Here is a 13,847-nt window from a genome sequence, read left to right as displayed (position 1 = left end):
TCCCGGGCGAATTCAGGTTTGCGCCTTGCTCAACGCTGAATACATGCGGTGGCATGACCGGCCGTCACGTTTGGCCTGATAAAGGGCCAAATCTGCTGCGTGAAGAATGTCGGCGGCGTTGGGGCAGTCGAACTGCGTGGACAAGGCGGTGCCAATACTGGCCGAGATCGTACAGCTTTGATTCTGAAACGTCATCGGTTCATTCAACTTTGATATCAGACGCCCAGCAATGCAGGCCAGAGTATCTTCCCGAGTCAGATCTTTGAAAACAATAACGAATTCATCCCCGCCGACCCGGGCCACAGTGTCGTTGCTTCGTGTTTCCTCCTGCATGATGCGGGCGGCCTGCTGCAAGACGAAATCACCAGCCGCATGACCCAGCTTGTCATTCACGGCTTTGAAAAAATCCAGATCCAGATGCATGAGCGCGAAGGTGGAATTTCCCGAGATCAAATGCTCGAGCAAGTGATCCATTGCCCTGCGGTTCTTCAGTCCGGTCAACGTGTCGGTATAGGCCTGCTCTTCGGCTGCAAGCATCGCACCCTGTAGCCGAAGGTTGAGAGAGCGGGATGCCTCCATCGCGGCGGATTTGGCTTCGACCAGATACAACAGCTCGATCGCCAGATCCGTGCCTGAGAAATCAGCACTAGTCAGCGCATAGTCCCGTACCGCATCCAAAATCGAGATACCAAATGACAGATTGATGACCGCACCACCTGAATGCGGCAAAGGAGCAACCAGGCCTTTGAGGGTTGTACGGGGTTCATCATGGAACCTCAGGTGCAGCTTCGCCCCCGCCATTGACATCAGGGCGGGAACGGTTGTGATCGTTCTGGGGCGGATCAGTTCAAATACATCCAGAAAACCCTGCCCCACCAGCCGCAATTCAGGTCGCAACTTTTGCAGGGTCGGACCAGCTTGTTGAATATGCCCGTTTTGGTCCACCAACAGGAACATCGGGCAAAGCGTTTCCAGCAGACCAGCCAGTTCTTGGGTATCTGTCATCCGTTCCGAGCCCCCAGATCAAAATGCCGCCCCTCAGCAAATGCGCTTTCAACCAACATGATGGAAATGACGTCACTCCCTTGCTGCTGCCCCTCGTGTGACAGCATCACCAGCGCACCATAGTCATCCGCCATTGCGCGCAGGACCCCAACCATGACATTGGAGTACCCGGGCAGGCCCGGGGAACAACTCAGTTGAAATTCCGTGGCTGACAGCTCTTTCAGTTCCAAGGCCGGCAGGGTCAAGTCAGACACCGCCAGCCGTACGCGGTCCCCCAGATCGTCGAGCGAATGAAGAAACTCGACATAGCTGACGCCGCCAAACCTGAGAAGGCGGCGCAGCCCTTCCATATTCGGGTGAGACACGAGATACGTTCCCAAGTCCTCAAAGACTTCGGCTTGCGGCCGGTCGAGGTCGGCGCTCAGCGCCTCCATTACCTTGGACGTCATGTCATCGTCATAGACGAGCATGGCTTCAAACTCGACAAACCCCAGCCGCGCGGCGTCGGTCACGCGCAACCAGCAGGATCGCCCGTAGGTCGCACAGACAAAGGACTGTATCGCCCGATTGATCAGACCATGCATCAGATGCCCCAGATTTGTGTCCTGTGCACTGTGGCCGGAAAAACCTTAACAAATAGCCAAAATCCACCCTGAGTTGTAGCGAATTCAACCGAGTATCAACTCGATACCACCCGTCCGGTCAGAAATCCGTGGGCGCGCCGCCTTCCGCTTTGCGGCGTTCGACAAAAGCGGCCAGTTCCTCGCGAATACCTTCATCCATCGGGGGGGCTTCAAAGCTTGAGATGATCTCCTTGAACATGTGATGCGCGCGTTCTGCGGTCCAGATACCGCCGGCGACCTCCCATCCTTCATAGTTTTTCCAGTCACTCAGGAAGGGTTGATAGAACGCCGTGGTATAGCGATCCTGCGTATGCTGAATGCCAAAGAAATGGCCGTCATTGCCGACTGCCCTGATCGCATCCAGGGCAATCTCGTCCGGCCCTGTGGCGGTCAACTCGGGGTTCATATAGCGTTGAATTTGCTGTAGGATTTCGCAGTCCATGATGAACTTTTCCGGGCTGGCGATCAGACCGCCCTCAAGCCAACCGGCTGCGTGGTAGACCATATTGGTGCCCGATTGCACGGCTGCCCAAAGCGAGTTCGAAGTCTCCCACACCGACTGGCCGTCCGGCACATTTGCCGCACAAACACCCGAAGACCGCATGGGCAAACCATAGAACCGCGCCATCTGGCCGGTCATCTGGGTCGAACGCATGTATTCCGGTGTTCCAAAGGCCGGCGCGCCGGACTTCATGTCCACATTCGACGTGAAGGTACCGATCACACAAGGGATACCCGGGCGCACATATTGGAACAGCGCAATGGCGCACAGCGCCTCGGCCAGGGACTGCGCCACGGCACCCGCCATGGTTACGGGTGCCATGGCCCCGGCCAGCGTAAAGGGTGTGACTACAATCGCTTGTCCCCGCCGTGCCAGGCGCAAGCATCCGTCTATCATCGGGTGATCGTGTTTCAGCGGCGAGGTTGAGTTGATATTGGTGTACATGCGCGGCGCGGCTTCGAACTCTTCGTGGCTCAAACCGCCTGCAATGCGGACCATTTCCATGACATCTTCGACACGTTCCTTGCCCAGTGAATAGGCGTGCATCGCCTTGTCGGTCAGGGTCAGCTTGTCGTACAGCACGTCCAGATGACGGACGCTGGCATGGATATCGACCGGCTCGACCGGGTATCCGCCCGCGAAATGGATGCAGTTGAAGTATTGCGTCAGCTTCAGAAGATTCCGGCACATCTCGCGATTGCCCGGCACTTTTTTCCCGATCTCCATGTCCCAGTAGTTCGGCGGGGAAGAAACGTTGCCGAACAGGATGTTCTTCCCCCCGATTTCGATCTTGCGATCCAGATTGCGAGGGGTGATCGAAAACCGGCTGGGAGCCTTGGCGATCATCTCCATGACAAAGTCCCGCCCCATGCGGACATTGTCGCCGTCGATGGTACAACCGGCTTCGCGCAGGATGCCTATTGCCTCTTCGTTGTAAAACTCGATCCCGATCTCTTCGAGGATCCGCATCGCCCCTTCATGGATCGCTTCGATGCCGGCCTGATCCAGAGGTTCCGTAGGTCGATCGATATTGACCGGCGGGTCCCAGGGCATCTGGTCAATCGCTGCACTGCCTCTGCGCGCAGCCGCCCCTGCACGCCCTCCTCCGCGGCGCTTGCGTGTCTTGGTCTCGGCCATCGGTGCCTCCTGTTCTTGCTTTCGTCAAGCAAGCCCCGAAGAGACGCCTATGGCCGCTCCGTCTGCGACAGAATATGTCGGTTTTTCATTCCGTTTTGTCGAATCCCGGATTTGAAAATCAAATTTTGGTCAACCATTCGGGAATATGTCCGATATCCGGCAAAATCACATCCGCCATCGGAGCCAATGCATCGGCCTCGGCCAAACCGGTCAAAACACCGATCGTGGTCATCCCAGCAGCGCGGCCGGCCTGCAAGTCATGAAGGCTGTCACCCACCATCGCGATACGAGATGGCTCGACCCCGATATGGGCGGCAAAGGCCAGCAACTGGCCCGGTCCCGGCTTGAACCCGTGACCGCTGTCATACCCGGCGACGAAATCGAAATGCCCCCTTACCCCGACAGATTCGAGATGCTGCAAAGCGGGATGTTCACTGTCATTCGTCGCAACGCCCAGCTTTATTCCGGCATTTTGCAGACCTTCCAGGAAAGGAACCAATGGCACCGCGGGCACCTGCGGGGCCGAGGCGGCCTCGGAGTTCATTAAATCGATGATCTCCTGCAAGATCACGCCATCGACATGGGCAATCAGAACCTCTGCGATTTCCTCGACCGTGGCGGCGATTACAATGCTGTCTTCGGTATACTTCCCTTGCTCGAAATCATATCCGATGACACGGCCAAGCTCGGTCGCGCGATCTTCCTCCCCGTTGGAAAGGCGCAACAGCATGGAGCGTCCGAACCCTCCCCACGTGTTTGCAAAGTCAAACAGCGTGCCATCTTTGTCAAAGATGATCGCATCTATCGGCATCCGGTGCTCCTGCGGAAAAATAGGGTTATGTCCAGTGTACCTCAGCGCCGCCGGACAATACCGCCCTTGCCTGGGCGGGAAGATCATAGGCGAGTGAATTGGCGTCACAAAACGCCATGACCCACGAATCGTCAAGCACCAGAAAATCAAGAACCGACGCCAGAAACTCGGGATCGCCTGCCCGATCGCGCACATCCTCGATCGATGCCCCCGTGGAACCCAGAAAAACAGGCAAAAGCTCGTCATTGCCGACCAGCCAGGCCAGGGCCGTCAGTGCAAGAGTTTCGGCGGAATCAGAGGATATCGGCATAAACTTGGGTCAGATTCGGTCTTGGAAAGGGTTTGTTAACCAGAGTCATAAACACTTTGTTCACGCATGCAATCAACGGTGAACAACTATGTCTGTGCAGGGAACCATCCTTGTCCTCGACGGGGTATCGACCAATCGCATCATGCTGAAGGTACAGCTGACGGCGGCCTGGTATCACGTGGTGCAGGGTGAAAAGCTTGAAGGTTTGCCCGCACTGGTGCGGCGTACGCAACCGGATCTGGTTCTGACGGCCCAGACGTTGCCGGATGGAACCGCTGCGGATGTGAAGAAGGCGATCGTGAAGGAACCCGGCCTTGACGACGTTCCGGTCGTGGCGATTGCCGCGCAAAATGACCGGGACGCTCGGCTGCGGGCGTTGAAGGACGGGCTGGATGATGTGTTGACGCACCCGTTCAAAGACACCTTATTGTTGGCGCGCATTCGCAGCCTTTTGCGTGCCCGTGCGGTCACTCAGGATTTGCAGGTCAGCAACGGATCGCAACCGATCGGCTTCGCAGAGCCGGCCCCGACGATCATCAGACCCTCCAAAGCGGCGCGGGTTGATATTCTGACCCACACGGCCCGAACCGGCGCCCTTTGGCAAAAGGCCCTGAATGATCAACGTCAATTTGATCTGAACTGGCATCTTCAGTCAAACCTGCGTGGTGTATTGTCCGGGTCTGTTCCTGATGCGATCGTGGTTGAGCTGGGGTCGAACCCGGCCGGCCTGAATATCCTTGCCGACCTGAGATCACGCGGCGTGACCCGGCACACAGTTTTGATCGGGGTGCTGAAAGACGAAGACGCCGGACAGGCTTCGGAAGCTCTGGACCGAGGGGCCGATGCCGTCTGTCTCGGCGGGTTCTGCGCGCAGGAGATCCTGCTGCGGCTTGAAAACCAGATTGCCCGCAAAGCGCGGCTGGATCAGATGCGGGTCTCTCTCAAAAGGGGCATCGCGGAATCTTGGATCGACCCGTTGACCGGGCTGCACAATCGCCGCTACGCCATGCGCGCGCTGGATCAGATCGCGCGCCAATCCGCCAGAACGGGGCGCAGTTTTGCCATCATGCTGGCCGATCTGGATCACTTCAAGGCAATCAATGATGGCCATGGCCATGCAAGCGGCGATTACGTTTTGACGCAAGCAGCGGAACGAATGCAAAATGCCTTGGGGTCCCGTGGCTTTGTCGCTCGCATCGGTGGTGAAGAGTTCATGATCGGGGTGCCGGATGTTTCGCCCAAACAGGCGTTGAACCTGGCCGAAACCGTTTGTGACAGCATTTGTCAGTCCCCGTTCCTGTTACCGGACCATGGGGCACAGGTTGATGTGACGGTCAGTATCGGGTTGAAACTGTCTCAGGCCGGTTTTACCCGGCAAGACTGTGCGGCCGAAAGCGTGGAAAACCTGATCAAGTCCGCGGATAAAGCGCTTTATGCTGCGAAGAAAGCAGGGCGCAATCAGGTGAGTATCAGGCAAAGTGCCGCCTGATCTGCTCAGTCTCTTTTCTTGTGCCCATGCGGCCCGCGTTTGACGACCTCCTGCAACCGGTCTGCATAGGCCTGCCGTTCATCATCGCTCATGGCGGTCACACGTGCCAGCCATTGCGTTTGCAAAGCCTGCTGCAAATCGGCGGTGGCCTGCGCTTGTTGTTGCAACAGAACCTGAACGGCGACCGGGTCGAAGGGCGTTGCGCGCAAAGCCTGACTGAGCGCTTCAAAATCCTGAGCGCGACCCTTGGACCCTTTTTTGTGCAGGCCCGTCAGCTCGCCCCGCATCGCCTTTCGATCATCCTTGGGCAGGGCCCGGTACAACGCGGGGCCGAAGCCGGGCGGTGATTTGGCATGATCCCCACCTTTGAGGCGCAATACCGTTCCAACAGCGACACCGACAACCAGCAGGTTCAGCGCCAGTGACAGGACCAGGACGACAGGAACCCACCTGCGTTTGGGCTTGGGATCAGCGTTCATTCCGTGCTCTCCAGAAAACTCGAGTCAAATCCAAGGTCGGCCACGAGGAAGGATGTCTCCTCCGACGCCAACAGGTTGGCCGGGTCCGGCAGAAAGGCTGGTGCGGAAAACCCGATCCAGACACCCGCAGCACTTGCGGCGACAAGCCCGCCAAGGCCCTGCCATCCCCCTACACTGCTTATCAACCTGTTCCATATCGAAGGCATCGGGCGCGGCGCAGGCGCAAGGCGACCGAGGCGAACAGTTTCAGCATCCATCTGGATTCGCACGGCAAGATCGTCCGGCAGTGCCGGTCGCTGCCGCTGTGCCCGTGCAAACAAATGATCCAGTTGCAGGTCTTCATCCGCCATTTTCATACCCCAGTTCTTCACGTCGTCCGGCCAAAATCGCGGTCAGGCTGCGCTTGCCTCTTGCGGTCAGGCTTTCAACTGCTTCTACCGAAATGCCCATGATCCCGGCAATTTCGGGGTTGGGCAGCTCTTCAATATGGCGCAGCACGACCGCTTGTCGCTGCCGCTCGGGCAGCTCGGCCAGAGCCGACTGCAAGGCATCCTTGCGCGCCTCATCCTGCATACGGTCAACCACGCTGGCCTTGCCGTCTTCAGGTTCGGGAATGTCCGACAACCTGTCGGGTGTCTTCTTGCGCCTGATGTCCACGCACAGGTTCAACGTCACCCGGTACAGCCAGGTCGAAACCTTGGCCTGACCCGACACCCAATTCGGCGCCATCTGCCACAACCGCATCATCGCATCCTGCGTCACGTCTTCCGCCTCGGCCCGATTACCCAACATGCGCAATGCAACCGAATAACAGCGTGGCCCCAAACGATCGGTCAGGATGCGCGCAGCCCCCGCCTCGCCGTCGGCGAATTGCCTCAGCAACGCATCGTCGCTGAGAGTGCTCGCGGCGCAATCCGCACCGCGAGCGTCTTGTGGGTGGGAGGTCAGGTCCTCCATCCTGCATCAGTTATCGCTTGCGTTCGACTTGTGATGCTTTTTCTTTTGGTGCCGTCCCATCCGGTCCTTGGCATCGGCAAATTCCTGTTCCGAGATTCCGCCACTGTTGTCCGCATCCATCCGATCAAACATCTTGGCAGCCCGGCGCGGTTTCGGCAACTCATCCTGGCTGAGGAAGCCATCTTTGTTCGCGTCGTTGTTTTCGAACATCCTGGCAACCCGATCGCTTGCTTTCTTTTGGGCCGCGGCCTGCATTTCTTCCTGGCTCAGCTGTCCATCCCCATTTGTGTCTGCCTCGGTGAAACGCGCGGTGCGGTGCGCCTCCATCTCCTGTTGCGTCACCTGACCATCGCCATTGGCGTCCAGTTCCTGAAAGGACACCGGCTCGCGGCCACCCGGACCAGCGGCCAGAACAGAAGTACCGGTAATCGCAACCGCCGACATGACAATGGCCGAGATGAATGTAACGTTTTTCATTTCCGTTTCCTTTTGTTGACGCGGCCCGAGTGCCGCCGCTCATACCCATTCAAACGGGCTGCGCCAGGAATTCCGTCGCTGAAGTCGGTATTATTTTGAAAGTTTCGGAATCGCCCCAAGTCGACGTGTCGGGCAGACGTTGCAAAGCGACGCACCCCCCTTTTAAAATTTCACGATCAGGCCCATTATCCGCAAAAGATTAATGCGCGAGTTACATTATGACGGATCAGACGATCGAGACGACCTCTGAAGATGAGCGTGAGACATGGCCCGCCCTGGTCAAGGGTTTTCGCTGCAAATGCCCCAACTGCGGGGAGGGCAAACTGTTGCACAGCTATCTCAAGGTCAATGACTCCTGCTCGAACTGCGGGCAGGAACTGTTTCATCATCGCGCTGATGACGGGCCTGCCTACCTGACGATCCTGCTGGTCGGCCATCTGCTGGCGCCGGCGCTGCACGTGTCGTACGTGCATTGGCGGCCCGATCCGTGGACGATGGCCATTGGCTTCTCCATCGCCTGCGTTGCCCTGTCCCTGTTCCTGTTGCCGCGCCTGAAAGGTGCCGTGGTGGCGTATCAGTGGGCGCGTCGCATGCATGGCTTTGAAAAATCCGCATGAACCGAACCAGTTGATCAGTTTGGACATGACACCCGACAAAACCGCCATCCGGGACGCAGCGACGGTTATCGTGCTGCGGGACAGATGGACAAACCCCTCGATCCTTATGGGGCAACGCGGGTCCAAAGCGGCGTTCATGCCGAACAAGTTCGTCTTTCCCGGTGGCGCGGTTGATCCGGCTGACGCGGATGTTCCATTGGCAACGGACTTGCCGGATTTGTGCTTTGAACGTTTGGGCGAACAGGCCGAGCCGGGGATTCAACGCGCCCTCGCCGCTGCCGCCATACGTGAACTTTGGGAAGAAACCGGTCTTGTTCTTGGCCAGCCGGGCACATGGCCCGGTCATGTTCCTGACGATTGGCATAGCTTTGCCGCGTTGGGTTACCTGCCAACTGCGGCTGCGCTTCAGTTCGTCTTTCGCGCGGTAACTCCACCGGGCCGTCCCCGCCGGTTCGATGCGCGGTTCTTTCTGGTCGACGCCGAAGCCCTGCAAGGTGACGTGGATGATTTCAGTCACGCCTCGGATGAACTGTCGCACCTGCAATGGGTGCCATTGGATCGGGCACGGGATCTGGATCTGCCGTTTATCACCGAGGTCGTTCTGGCGGAAATAGCGGCCCGGGTTACGTCCCCCGAGCCGCCATCGTCGGTTCCATTCTACAAAAACAACGAAGAAGCCAACCTGTTCCTGCGTCTCAGGGGCTATCCGATGCCAACCCACGACTGAGGGATCGGTTTCACCGCATCCGGCTGACCACCACCGTCACTTCGGGCTTTTTGCCAATTTCGGCTTTGGCTGTCTGCCGCACGATGCGCCGCATTTCTTCTTCCAGCTTGTCGTCATCGCGCAGGGTCTTGGCAGCGGCCCGCATCAGGAACTGGTTCAGATCCTCTTCCAGCACTTCGACCAACGCCGCACGGGACGTGCCGGTTTCGGGCAACCCCATGGTGTCGCACCACGGCTCGCCCAGCGGTTCGTCTTCTTCGTCCAGAACCACCGTCACCGTAACATGGCCGTTCAAAGCCATGCGGATACGATCCCGCACAACGCCGTCAAGGGCGCCGATCTTCACGGTGCCGTCCAGATATGTGCGACCGGTTTCGACATAGTCGACGATCACAGGCGCATTGCCGCTGAGATCCAGCATGGTGCCGTTCACCGCCAGCACTCCGGTTCTGCCGCCTTGCTCAGCCAGTTTGACGTGTTCGCGCAGATGGCGGTGCTCACCATGCATCGGGATAACAATTTGCGGGTCGGTCAGTGCGTGCACTTTCTCAAGATCCGGCCGGTTCGCATGGCCTGAGACATGATAGAGGCCCGAACTGTCATCGACGACATCCACACCCTTTTCGCTGAGCTGGTTCATGATGAAGATCACGCCCCGCTCGTTACCGGGAATGGTTTTCGAGGAAAACAGGAACAGATCGCCCTCGGCCAGTTCCAGACCGCGGTATTTGCCACGGGCCAGTTGGGCGCTGGCAGCACGGCGTTCCCCCTGGCTGCCGGTCACGATCAGCATCAGGTTCTGACGCGGAAGGTCCAGAGCTTCCTCGGCGCTGATCACCTTTGGGAAATCCGCAAGAATACCGGTTTCGGTCGCGGCTTCGATCATCCTGCGCATCGCGCGACCCAGCAGAACGACGGAACGCCCGGCCTGTGCACCCGCTTCGGCCAGCGTTTTGACCCGCGCGACGTTTGAGGCAAAGGTGGTTGCCACGACCATGCCTTCCGCGCCTTCGACCAGCTTGACGATCTCGGGGCCAACTTCGGATTCTGAACGTCCCGGATGGGTCGAAAACACATTCGTACTGTCACAGACCAGCGCCTTGACGCCGGGCTTGGCGACCTCGGCCCACAGGTCAGGATCAAAAGCCTCGCCCACGACTGGGGCCGCATCGAGCTTGAAGTCGCCCGAATGCACGACACGCCCCGCGGGTGTATCGATGACCAATGCGGCACTTTCGGGAATCGAGTGCGAAACCGGAAGGAAGCCAACGGTGAACGGCCCGACGGACACCTGTTCAGGCCAGGCGGAAACGGTCGTCACCGCCTCGGTCGGGTGCGCGTGTTCTTCCATCTTGCGGCGCGCGATATTGGCCGTGAAGGCACGCGCATAGACCGGCGCACCCAAGGCTTCGTAACAATGGGCCACGGCGCCGACATGGTCTTCATGGGCGTGCGTGATGAAAACACCGTCCAGCCGGTCGGCACGCTCTTTCAGCCATGAGACATCGGCATAGATAAGGTCAACGCCCGGCGTTGTATCCATATCGGGAAACGTCACCCCCAGATCCACAAGGATCAGGCGTTCCTTCCCCGGTTCACCATAGCCATAGACATAGGCGTTCATGCCAATTTCGCCCGCGCCACCCAGCGGCAGGTAGATCAATCTTTCACTGCTCATATGGAGCCATTATCCTTGTTGTAGCGATGGATCACGGTCAGCCCGTGCATCGTCAGATCATCTTCGATTGCGTCGAACCCCACGTCGGCCTGATCGAACAAGGGGGCCAGCCCTCCGGTGCCAACGACTTTCATCGGCATTCCGTATTCGTCCTTGATCCGGGCGATCAGCCCCTCGATCAGACCGGAATATCCCCAATACACGCCCGACTGGATACAACCAACCGTATTCGTTCCGATCACCTTGTCCGGTCGGGTGATATCGATATGCGGCAGTGCTGCCGCGCCCTGGTGCAAGGCCTCAAGGCTCAGGTTTACGCCCGGGGCGATTATGCCACCCACATAGGCACCATCGGCAGCGACGACGTCGAAATTCGTTGCAGTGCCGAAATCCACGACAACCACATTGCCGCCATGACGATCAAAAGCGCCAACCGCATTGGCCAGTCGATCCGGACCGGGCACCGTGCCTTCATCCACACGCGGCGGGACAGGCAACAGGCAATCGGGTTTACCCACGACCAATGGTCGGCAGCCAAAAAAACGATCGGCGAAGATGCGCAGGTTGAACACCACACGCGGCACGGTCGAGGCGATGATCACGTCGGTGATGTCCGCTTCGATCCCGTAATGCTTCACCAGCGTCGAATACCATGTGAAATACGCGTCTGCCGTGCGCGCATGGTGGGTCGAGGTGCGCAGGGTGCACAGGAATTCCTCACCGTCCCAGATCGAGAAAACGGTATTGGTATTGCCGCAATCGATGGCCAGAAGCATCTGCGCCCCTCTCAGAAAAAGACATCCGCCGCAGGAATGCTCACGCGGCCCTTGGCGGTGTTTAAGACAAGGTTACCGCTTGCGTCCACCGTTTCGAAGGTCCCAACCGTTTCTGACGTTCCGGTTCGCGCGGTGATGACCTCGCCCAACCGGGCCGCGCGGGACAGCCAGGCGGTGCGGATCGGTTCGAACCCATAGGTAACGAATTGGGTTTCGTAGTTGGCGTAGGCCGCGGCCAGTTCAGTCAAAAAGTCCTCGGGCGAGACATGTGCACCGGTTTCCGACAAAAGTGAAACGGGGCGGAGCGCGCCGGGCTCTACCGCGTCGGCATCCGGGGCATTGGCCAGATTTACTCCGATGCCGATGGACAGATGCGCCACACCACGCCCCTGCCCAGTGCTTTCCAAAAGGATGCCGGCAAGCTTGCCACCGTTCAGCAGCACGTCATTGGGCCATTTCAGCGACAGTCCGGCAGCCCGCCCGGTAACGGCGACACACGCGTCAAAAAGTGCCAGCGCCGCCACGAAACTGCGCAAGGCCGCCTGTTCCGGTGCGCCCTGAGGACGCATCAGCAAGGTCGCCGCCAGGTTGCCCATCGGGTTGGCCCAGCTTCGTCCGCGCCGCCCACGCGCGGCCGTCTGATGATGCGCCATGATCCAAACGGGACCACGCGCATTCGGAGCAATCCGCGCCGCTTCATTCAGCGTACTGTCGACTTCCTGCACCTCGTGCAGGCCATAGCCTTGGGGCCATTTTGTCATATCAAAAAGGCCCGGTCGCGCGACCGAGCCCCTCTTTCCGGTTGTGCAATACGATCAGTTGACAAGCGTGGCCGCCGCGGCTGCCGCCGCGCCCTCGACGCCGAACTGATAGAAGATACCGATCAGCATCAGGGCCGCAGACCCCATCAATGCCACCCACAGAACAGGGGTCGACCGGGTTTCGATCGGCTCTTCGTTCTCGGCCCCAAAATACATGTAGAACACGATCCGCAGGTAATAGAAGGCCCCGATGACCGAAGCGATGGCCGAGACGATCACAAGCCCGGTCAAACCAGCACTGACACCGGCCTGCCAGACACCGAATTTCGCAAAGAAACCAAGCATCGGAGGTACGCCCGCAAGGCTGAACATCAGGATCAGCACCGCCAGCGCCTTGCCCGGATCACGCTTTGAATACTGGCGCAGAGCGTCAATGTCGGTGATGGGTTTACCGTCACGTTCCATCATCAGAATGAAGGCGAAGGTGCCGATATTCATGGTCACGTAGATGGCCAGATACATCAGCATCGCCTTGATACCCAGCTCGGTGCCGGCGGCCAGGCCAATCAGCGCATAGCCCATATGGGCGATGGACGAAAACGCCATCAGACGCTTGATATCGCGCTGCCCGATCGCGGCCACGGCACCCAGCAACATCGACAGGACAGATAGCAGGACAATCACTTGCTGCCAGTCTTTGACAATGCCGCCGAACGCGTCATGCAACAGGCGCGCGAACAACGCCATCGCCGCAACCTTGGGCGCCGTGGCAAAGAAGGCCGTGATCGGCGTAGGCGAACCTTCGTAAACGTCCGGTGTCCACATATGAAACGGAACAGCCGAGACCTTGAAGGCCAGACCCGAGATCAGGAAGATCAGGCCAAACAGCAGACCCAGCGAAACATCGCCGTGGTGAACTGTCTGGATGATGCCCGAGAACAACGTGGTACCGGTGAAGCCATAGACCAGCGACGCACCATAAAGCAGCAGACCCGAGCTCAGCGCACCCAGCACGAAATACTTCAGACCTGCCTCGGTCGATTTTGCACTGTCACGACGCAGTGCCGCCACGACATAGAGAGACAGCGATTGCAGCTCGAGGCCCATATACAGGGACATCAGATCCCCCGCGCTGACCATCATCATCATACCCACGGCGGCCAGTGCCACCAGCAACGGGTATTCAAATCGCAGCAGATCACGGCGCGCCATGTATTCCTGGCTCATGACCAGAACGGCACCCGCCGACAGCAGGATGGCAACCTTGGCAAAGCGGGCAAAGCCGTCATCGACGAACATGCCGTTGAAGGCGACGTTTGTACCTTCACCCTGAGTTGCAATCCAGATTGCCAGAAGGGCCATAAGACCTGCCGTGGTCCAGACCAGCAGAGGCGCCAGCCCGTCCTTTGTCGTATAGACAGCCCCCAGCAGCGCCGCCATCGCATAAAGCGCCAGAACGATTTCCGGCAGGATAATTGTCAGATCAGCCTGGATCATG

16 protein-coding genes are annotated in these 13,847 nt (G+C 58.7%); 3 read left to right on the top strand and 13 right to left on the bottom strand.

Annotation, left to right across the window (positions count from 1 at the left end):
• Positions 1–12: 12 nt before the first annotated feature.
• The 5 genes from ACR0DJ_RS04195 to ACR0DJ_RS04175 all read right to left on the bottom strand — a co-directional run bounded on the left by ACR0DJ_RS04195 (position 13) and on the right by ACR0DJ_RS04175 (position 4,388).
• Positions 13–1,005: a diguanylate cyclase domain-containing protein gene (locus ACR0DJ_RS04195; protein WP_480683975.1), complete on the bottom strand. Its 993-nt coding sequence runs from the start codon at positions 1,003–1,005 to the stop codon at positions 13–15.
• Positions 1,002–1,589 (bottom strand): heme NO-binding domain-containing protein, encoded by a 588-nt coding sequence (locus ACR0DJ_RS04190; protein WP_425078547.1) that lies wholly within the window; start codon positions 1,587–1,589, stop codon positions 1,002–1,004. The genes ACR0DJ_RS04195 and ACR0DJ_RS04190 overlap by 4 nt, the downstream gene beginning before the upstream one ends.
• A 118-nt stretch (positions 1,590–1,707) precedes the next feature.
• The gene (locus tag ACR0DJ_RS04185; RefSeq protein ID WP_170343804.1) at positions 1,708–3,267 is read right to left on the bottom strand and encodes a trimethylamine methyltransferase family protein; all 1,560 of its coding nucleotides are present in this window, start codon (positions 3,265–3,267) and stop codon (positions 1,708–1,710) included.
• A gap of 118 nt (positions 3,268–3,385) precedes the next feature.
• A complete protein-coding gene (locus ACR0DJ_RS04180; protein WP_425078548.1) occupies positions 3,386–4,078 on the bottom strand; it encodes an HAD family hydrolase in 693 nt (230 codons plus the stop codon).
• A 25-nt stretch (positions 4,079–4,103) separates the two neighbouring features.
• A complete protein-coding gene (locus tag ACR0DJ_RS04175; RefSeq protein WP_170343802.1) occupies positions 4,104–4,388 on the bottom strand; it encodes a DUF3572 domain-containing protein in 285 nt (94 codons plus the stop codon).
• A gap of 88 nt (positions 4,389–4,476) precedes the next feature.
• Between ACR0DJ_RS04175 and ACR0DJ_RS04170 the strand changes: the two genes are divergently transcribed.
• Entirely contained in the window at positions 4,477–5,877 is a 1,401-nt protein-coding gene (locus ACR0DJ_RS04170; protein ID WP_425078549.1) for a diguanylate cyclase, read from the top strand.
• Between the two features lie 5 nt (positions 5,878–5,882).
• On the opposite strand, the gene ACR0DJ_RS04165 is transcribed toward ACR0DJ_RS04170, so the two are convergent.
• From ACR0DJ_RS04165 to ACR0DJ_RS04150, 4 genes are read right to left on the bottom strand one after another with little or no spacing between them, the layout of a single operon-like run.
• Positions 5,883–6,356, bottom strand: coding sequence for a periplasmic heavy metal sensor (locus ACR0DJ_RS04165; protein ID WP_170343800.1), 474 nt, complete (start codon positions 6,354–6,356; stop codon positions 5,883–5,885).
• On the bottom strand, positions 6,353–6,706 hold the full coding sequence (locus ACR0DJ_RS04160; RefSeq protein ID WP_170343799.1) for a hypothetical protein: 354 nt from the start codon (positions 6,704–6,706) through the stop codon (positions 6,353–6,355). Before ACR0DJ_RS04160 ends, ACR0DJ_RS04165 begins: the two co-directional genes overlap by 4 nt.
• Positions 6,696–7,313: an RNA polymerase sigma factor gene (locus ACR0DJ_RS04155; protein WP_480683973.1), complete on the bottom strand. Its 618-nt coding sequence runs from the start codon at positions 7,311–7,313 to the stop codon at positions 6,696–6,698. The genes ACR0DJ_RS04160 and ACR0DJ_RS04155 overlap by 11 nt, the downstream gene beginning before the upstream one ends.
• Positions 7,314–7,319: 6 nt before the next feature.
• A complete protein-coding gene (locus ACR0DJ_RS04150; protein ID WP_170343797.1) occupies positions 7,320–7,790 on the bottom strand; it encodes an EF-hand domain-containing protein in 471 nt (156 codons plus the stop codon).
• A 218-nt stretch (positions 7,791–8,008) separates the two neighbouring features.
• Between ACR0DJ_RS04150 and ACR0DJ_RS04145 the strand changes: the two genes are divergently transcribed.
• Together ACR0DJ_RS04145 and ACR0DJ_RS04140 are read left to right on the top strand one after the other, a co-directional pair.
• Entirely contained in the window at positions 8,009–8,407 is a 399-nt protein-coding gene (locus tag ACR0DJ_RS04145) for a DUF983 domain-containing protein (protein ID WP_257599027.1), read from the top strand.
• 25 nt (positions 8,408–8,432) lie between these two features.
• Positions 8,433–9,134: an NUDIX hydrolase gene (locus ACR0DJ_RS04140; RefSeq protein ID WP_480683972.1), complete on the top strand. Its 702-nt coding sequence runs from the start codon at positions 8,433–8,435 to the stop codon at positions 9,132–9,134.
• A gap of 10 nt (positions 9,135–9,144) precedes the next feature.
• Here ACR0DJ_RS04140 and ACR0DJ_RS04135 read toward each other — a convergent pair whose 3' ends face one another.
• The 4 genes from ACR0DJ_RS04135 to nuoN are packed head-to-tail and all read right to left on the bottom strand — an operon-like array spanning position 9,145 to position 13,846.
• Positions 9,145–10,812 (bottom strand): ribonuclease J, encoded by a 1,668-nt coding sequence (locus tag ACR0DJ_RS04135; RefSeq protein ID WP_480683971.1) that lies wholly within the window; start codon positions 10,810–10,812, stop codon positions 9,145–9,147.
• Positions 10,809–11,588, bottom strand: a complete 780-nt coding sequence (locus tag ACR0DJ_RS04130) for a type III pantothenate kinase (protein WP_117868414.1) — start codon at positions 11,586–11,588, stop codon at positions 10,809–10,811. Before ACR0DJ_RS04130 ends, ACR0DJ_RS04135 begins: the two co-directional genes overlap by 4 nt.
• An 11-nt stretch (positions 11,589–11,599) precedes the next feature.
• On the bottom strand, positions 11,600–12,349 hold the full coding sequence (locus ACR0DJ_RS04125) for a biotin--[acetyl-CoA-carboxylase] ligase (protein WP_171167330.1): 750 nt from the start codon (positions 12,347–12,349) through the stop codon (positions 11,600–11,602).
• A 54-nt stretch (positions 12,350–12,403) separates the two neighbouring features.
• Positions 12,404–13,846 carry an NADH-quinone oxidoreductase subunit NuoN gene (nuoN, locus tag ACR0DJ_RS04120; RefSeq protein WP_117868412.1) on the bottom strand — a complete coding sequence of 481 codons (1,443 nt, stop codon included), beginning with the start codon at positions 13,844–13,846 and terminating at the stop codon, positions 12,404–12,406.
• Position 13,847: the final 1 nt, after the last annotated feature.

Source organism: Ruegeria sp. BF10 (assembly GCF_056538725.1).
The sequence above is the reverse complement of the archived record's forward strand: the minus strand, read 5'-3'. Positions and strand labels throughout refer to the sequence as shown.

Coding starts and splice junctions, on each gene's coding strand:
- ACR0DJ_RS04195 (WP_480683975.1), bottom strand. CDS start 1,005: ATGACAGATACCCAAGAACTGGCTGGTCTGCTGGAAACGCTTTGCCCG.
- ACR0DJ_RS04190 (WP_425078547.1), bottom strand. CDS start 1,589: ATGCATGGTCTGATCAATCGGGCGATACAGTCCTTTGTCTGTGCGACC.
- ACR0DJ_RS04185 (WP_170343804.1), bottom strand. CDS start 3,267: ATGGCCGAGACCAAGACACGCAAGCGCCGCGGAGGAGGGCGTGCAGGG.
- ACR0DJ_RS04180 (WP_425078548.1), bottom strand. CDS start 4,078: ATGCCGATAGATGCGATCATCTTTGACAAAGATGGCACGCTGTTTGAC.
- ACR0DJ_RS04175 (WP_170343802.1), bottom strand. CDS start 4,388: ATGCCGATATCCTCTGATTCCGCCGAAACTCTTGCACTGACGGCCCTG.
- ACR0DJ_RS04170 (WP_425078549.1), top strand. CDS start 4,477: ATGTCTGTGCAGGGAACCATCCTTGTCCTCGACGGGGTATCGACCAAT.
- ACR0DJ_RS04165 (WP_170343800.1), bottom strand. CDS start 6,356: ATGAACGCTGATCCCAAGCCCAAACGCAGGTGGGTTCCTGTCGTCCTG.
- ACR0DJ_RS04160 (WP_170343799.1), bottom strand. CDS start 6,706: ATGGCGGATGAAGACCTGCAACTGGATCATTTGTTTGCACGGGCACAG.
- ACR0DJ_RS04155 (WP_480683973.1), bottom strand. CDS start 7,313: ATGGAGGACCTGACCTCCCACCCACAAGACGCTCGCGGTGCGGATTGC.
- ACR0DJ_RS04150 (WP_170343797.1), bottom strand. CDS start 7,790: ATGAAAAACGTTACATTCATCTCGGCCATTGTCATGTCGGCGGTTGCG.
- ACR0DJ_RS04145 (WP_257599027.1), top strand. CDS start 8,009: ATGACGGATCAGACGATCGAGACGACCTCTGAAGATGAGCGTGAGACA.
- ACR0DJ_RS04140 (WP_480683972.1), top strand. CDS start 8,433: ATGACACCCGACAAAACCGCCATCCGGGACGCAGCGACGGTTATCGTG.
- ACR0DJ_RS04135 (WP_480683971.1), bottom strand. CDS start 10,812: ATGAGCAGTGAAAGATTGATCTACCTGCCGCTGGGTGGCGCGGGCGAA.
- ACR0DJ_RS04130 (WP_117868414.1), bottom strand. CDS start 11,588: ATGCTTCTGGCCATCGATTGCGGCAATACCAATACCGTTTTCTCGATC.
- ACR0DJ_RS04125 (WP_171167330.1), bottom strand. CDS start 12,349: ATGACAAAATGGCCCCAAGGCTATGGCCTGCACGAGGTGCAGGAAGTC.
- nuoN (WP_117868412.1), bottom strand. CDS start 13,846: ATGATCCAGGCTGATCTGACAATTATCCTGCCGGAAATCGTTCTGGCG.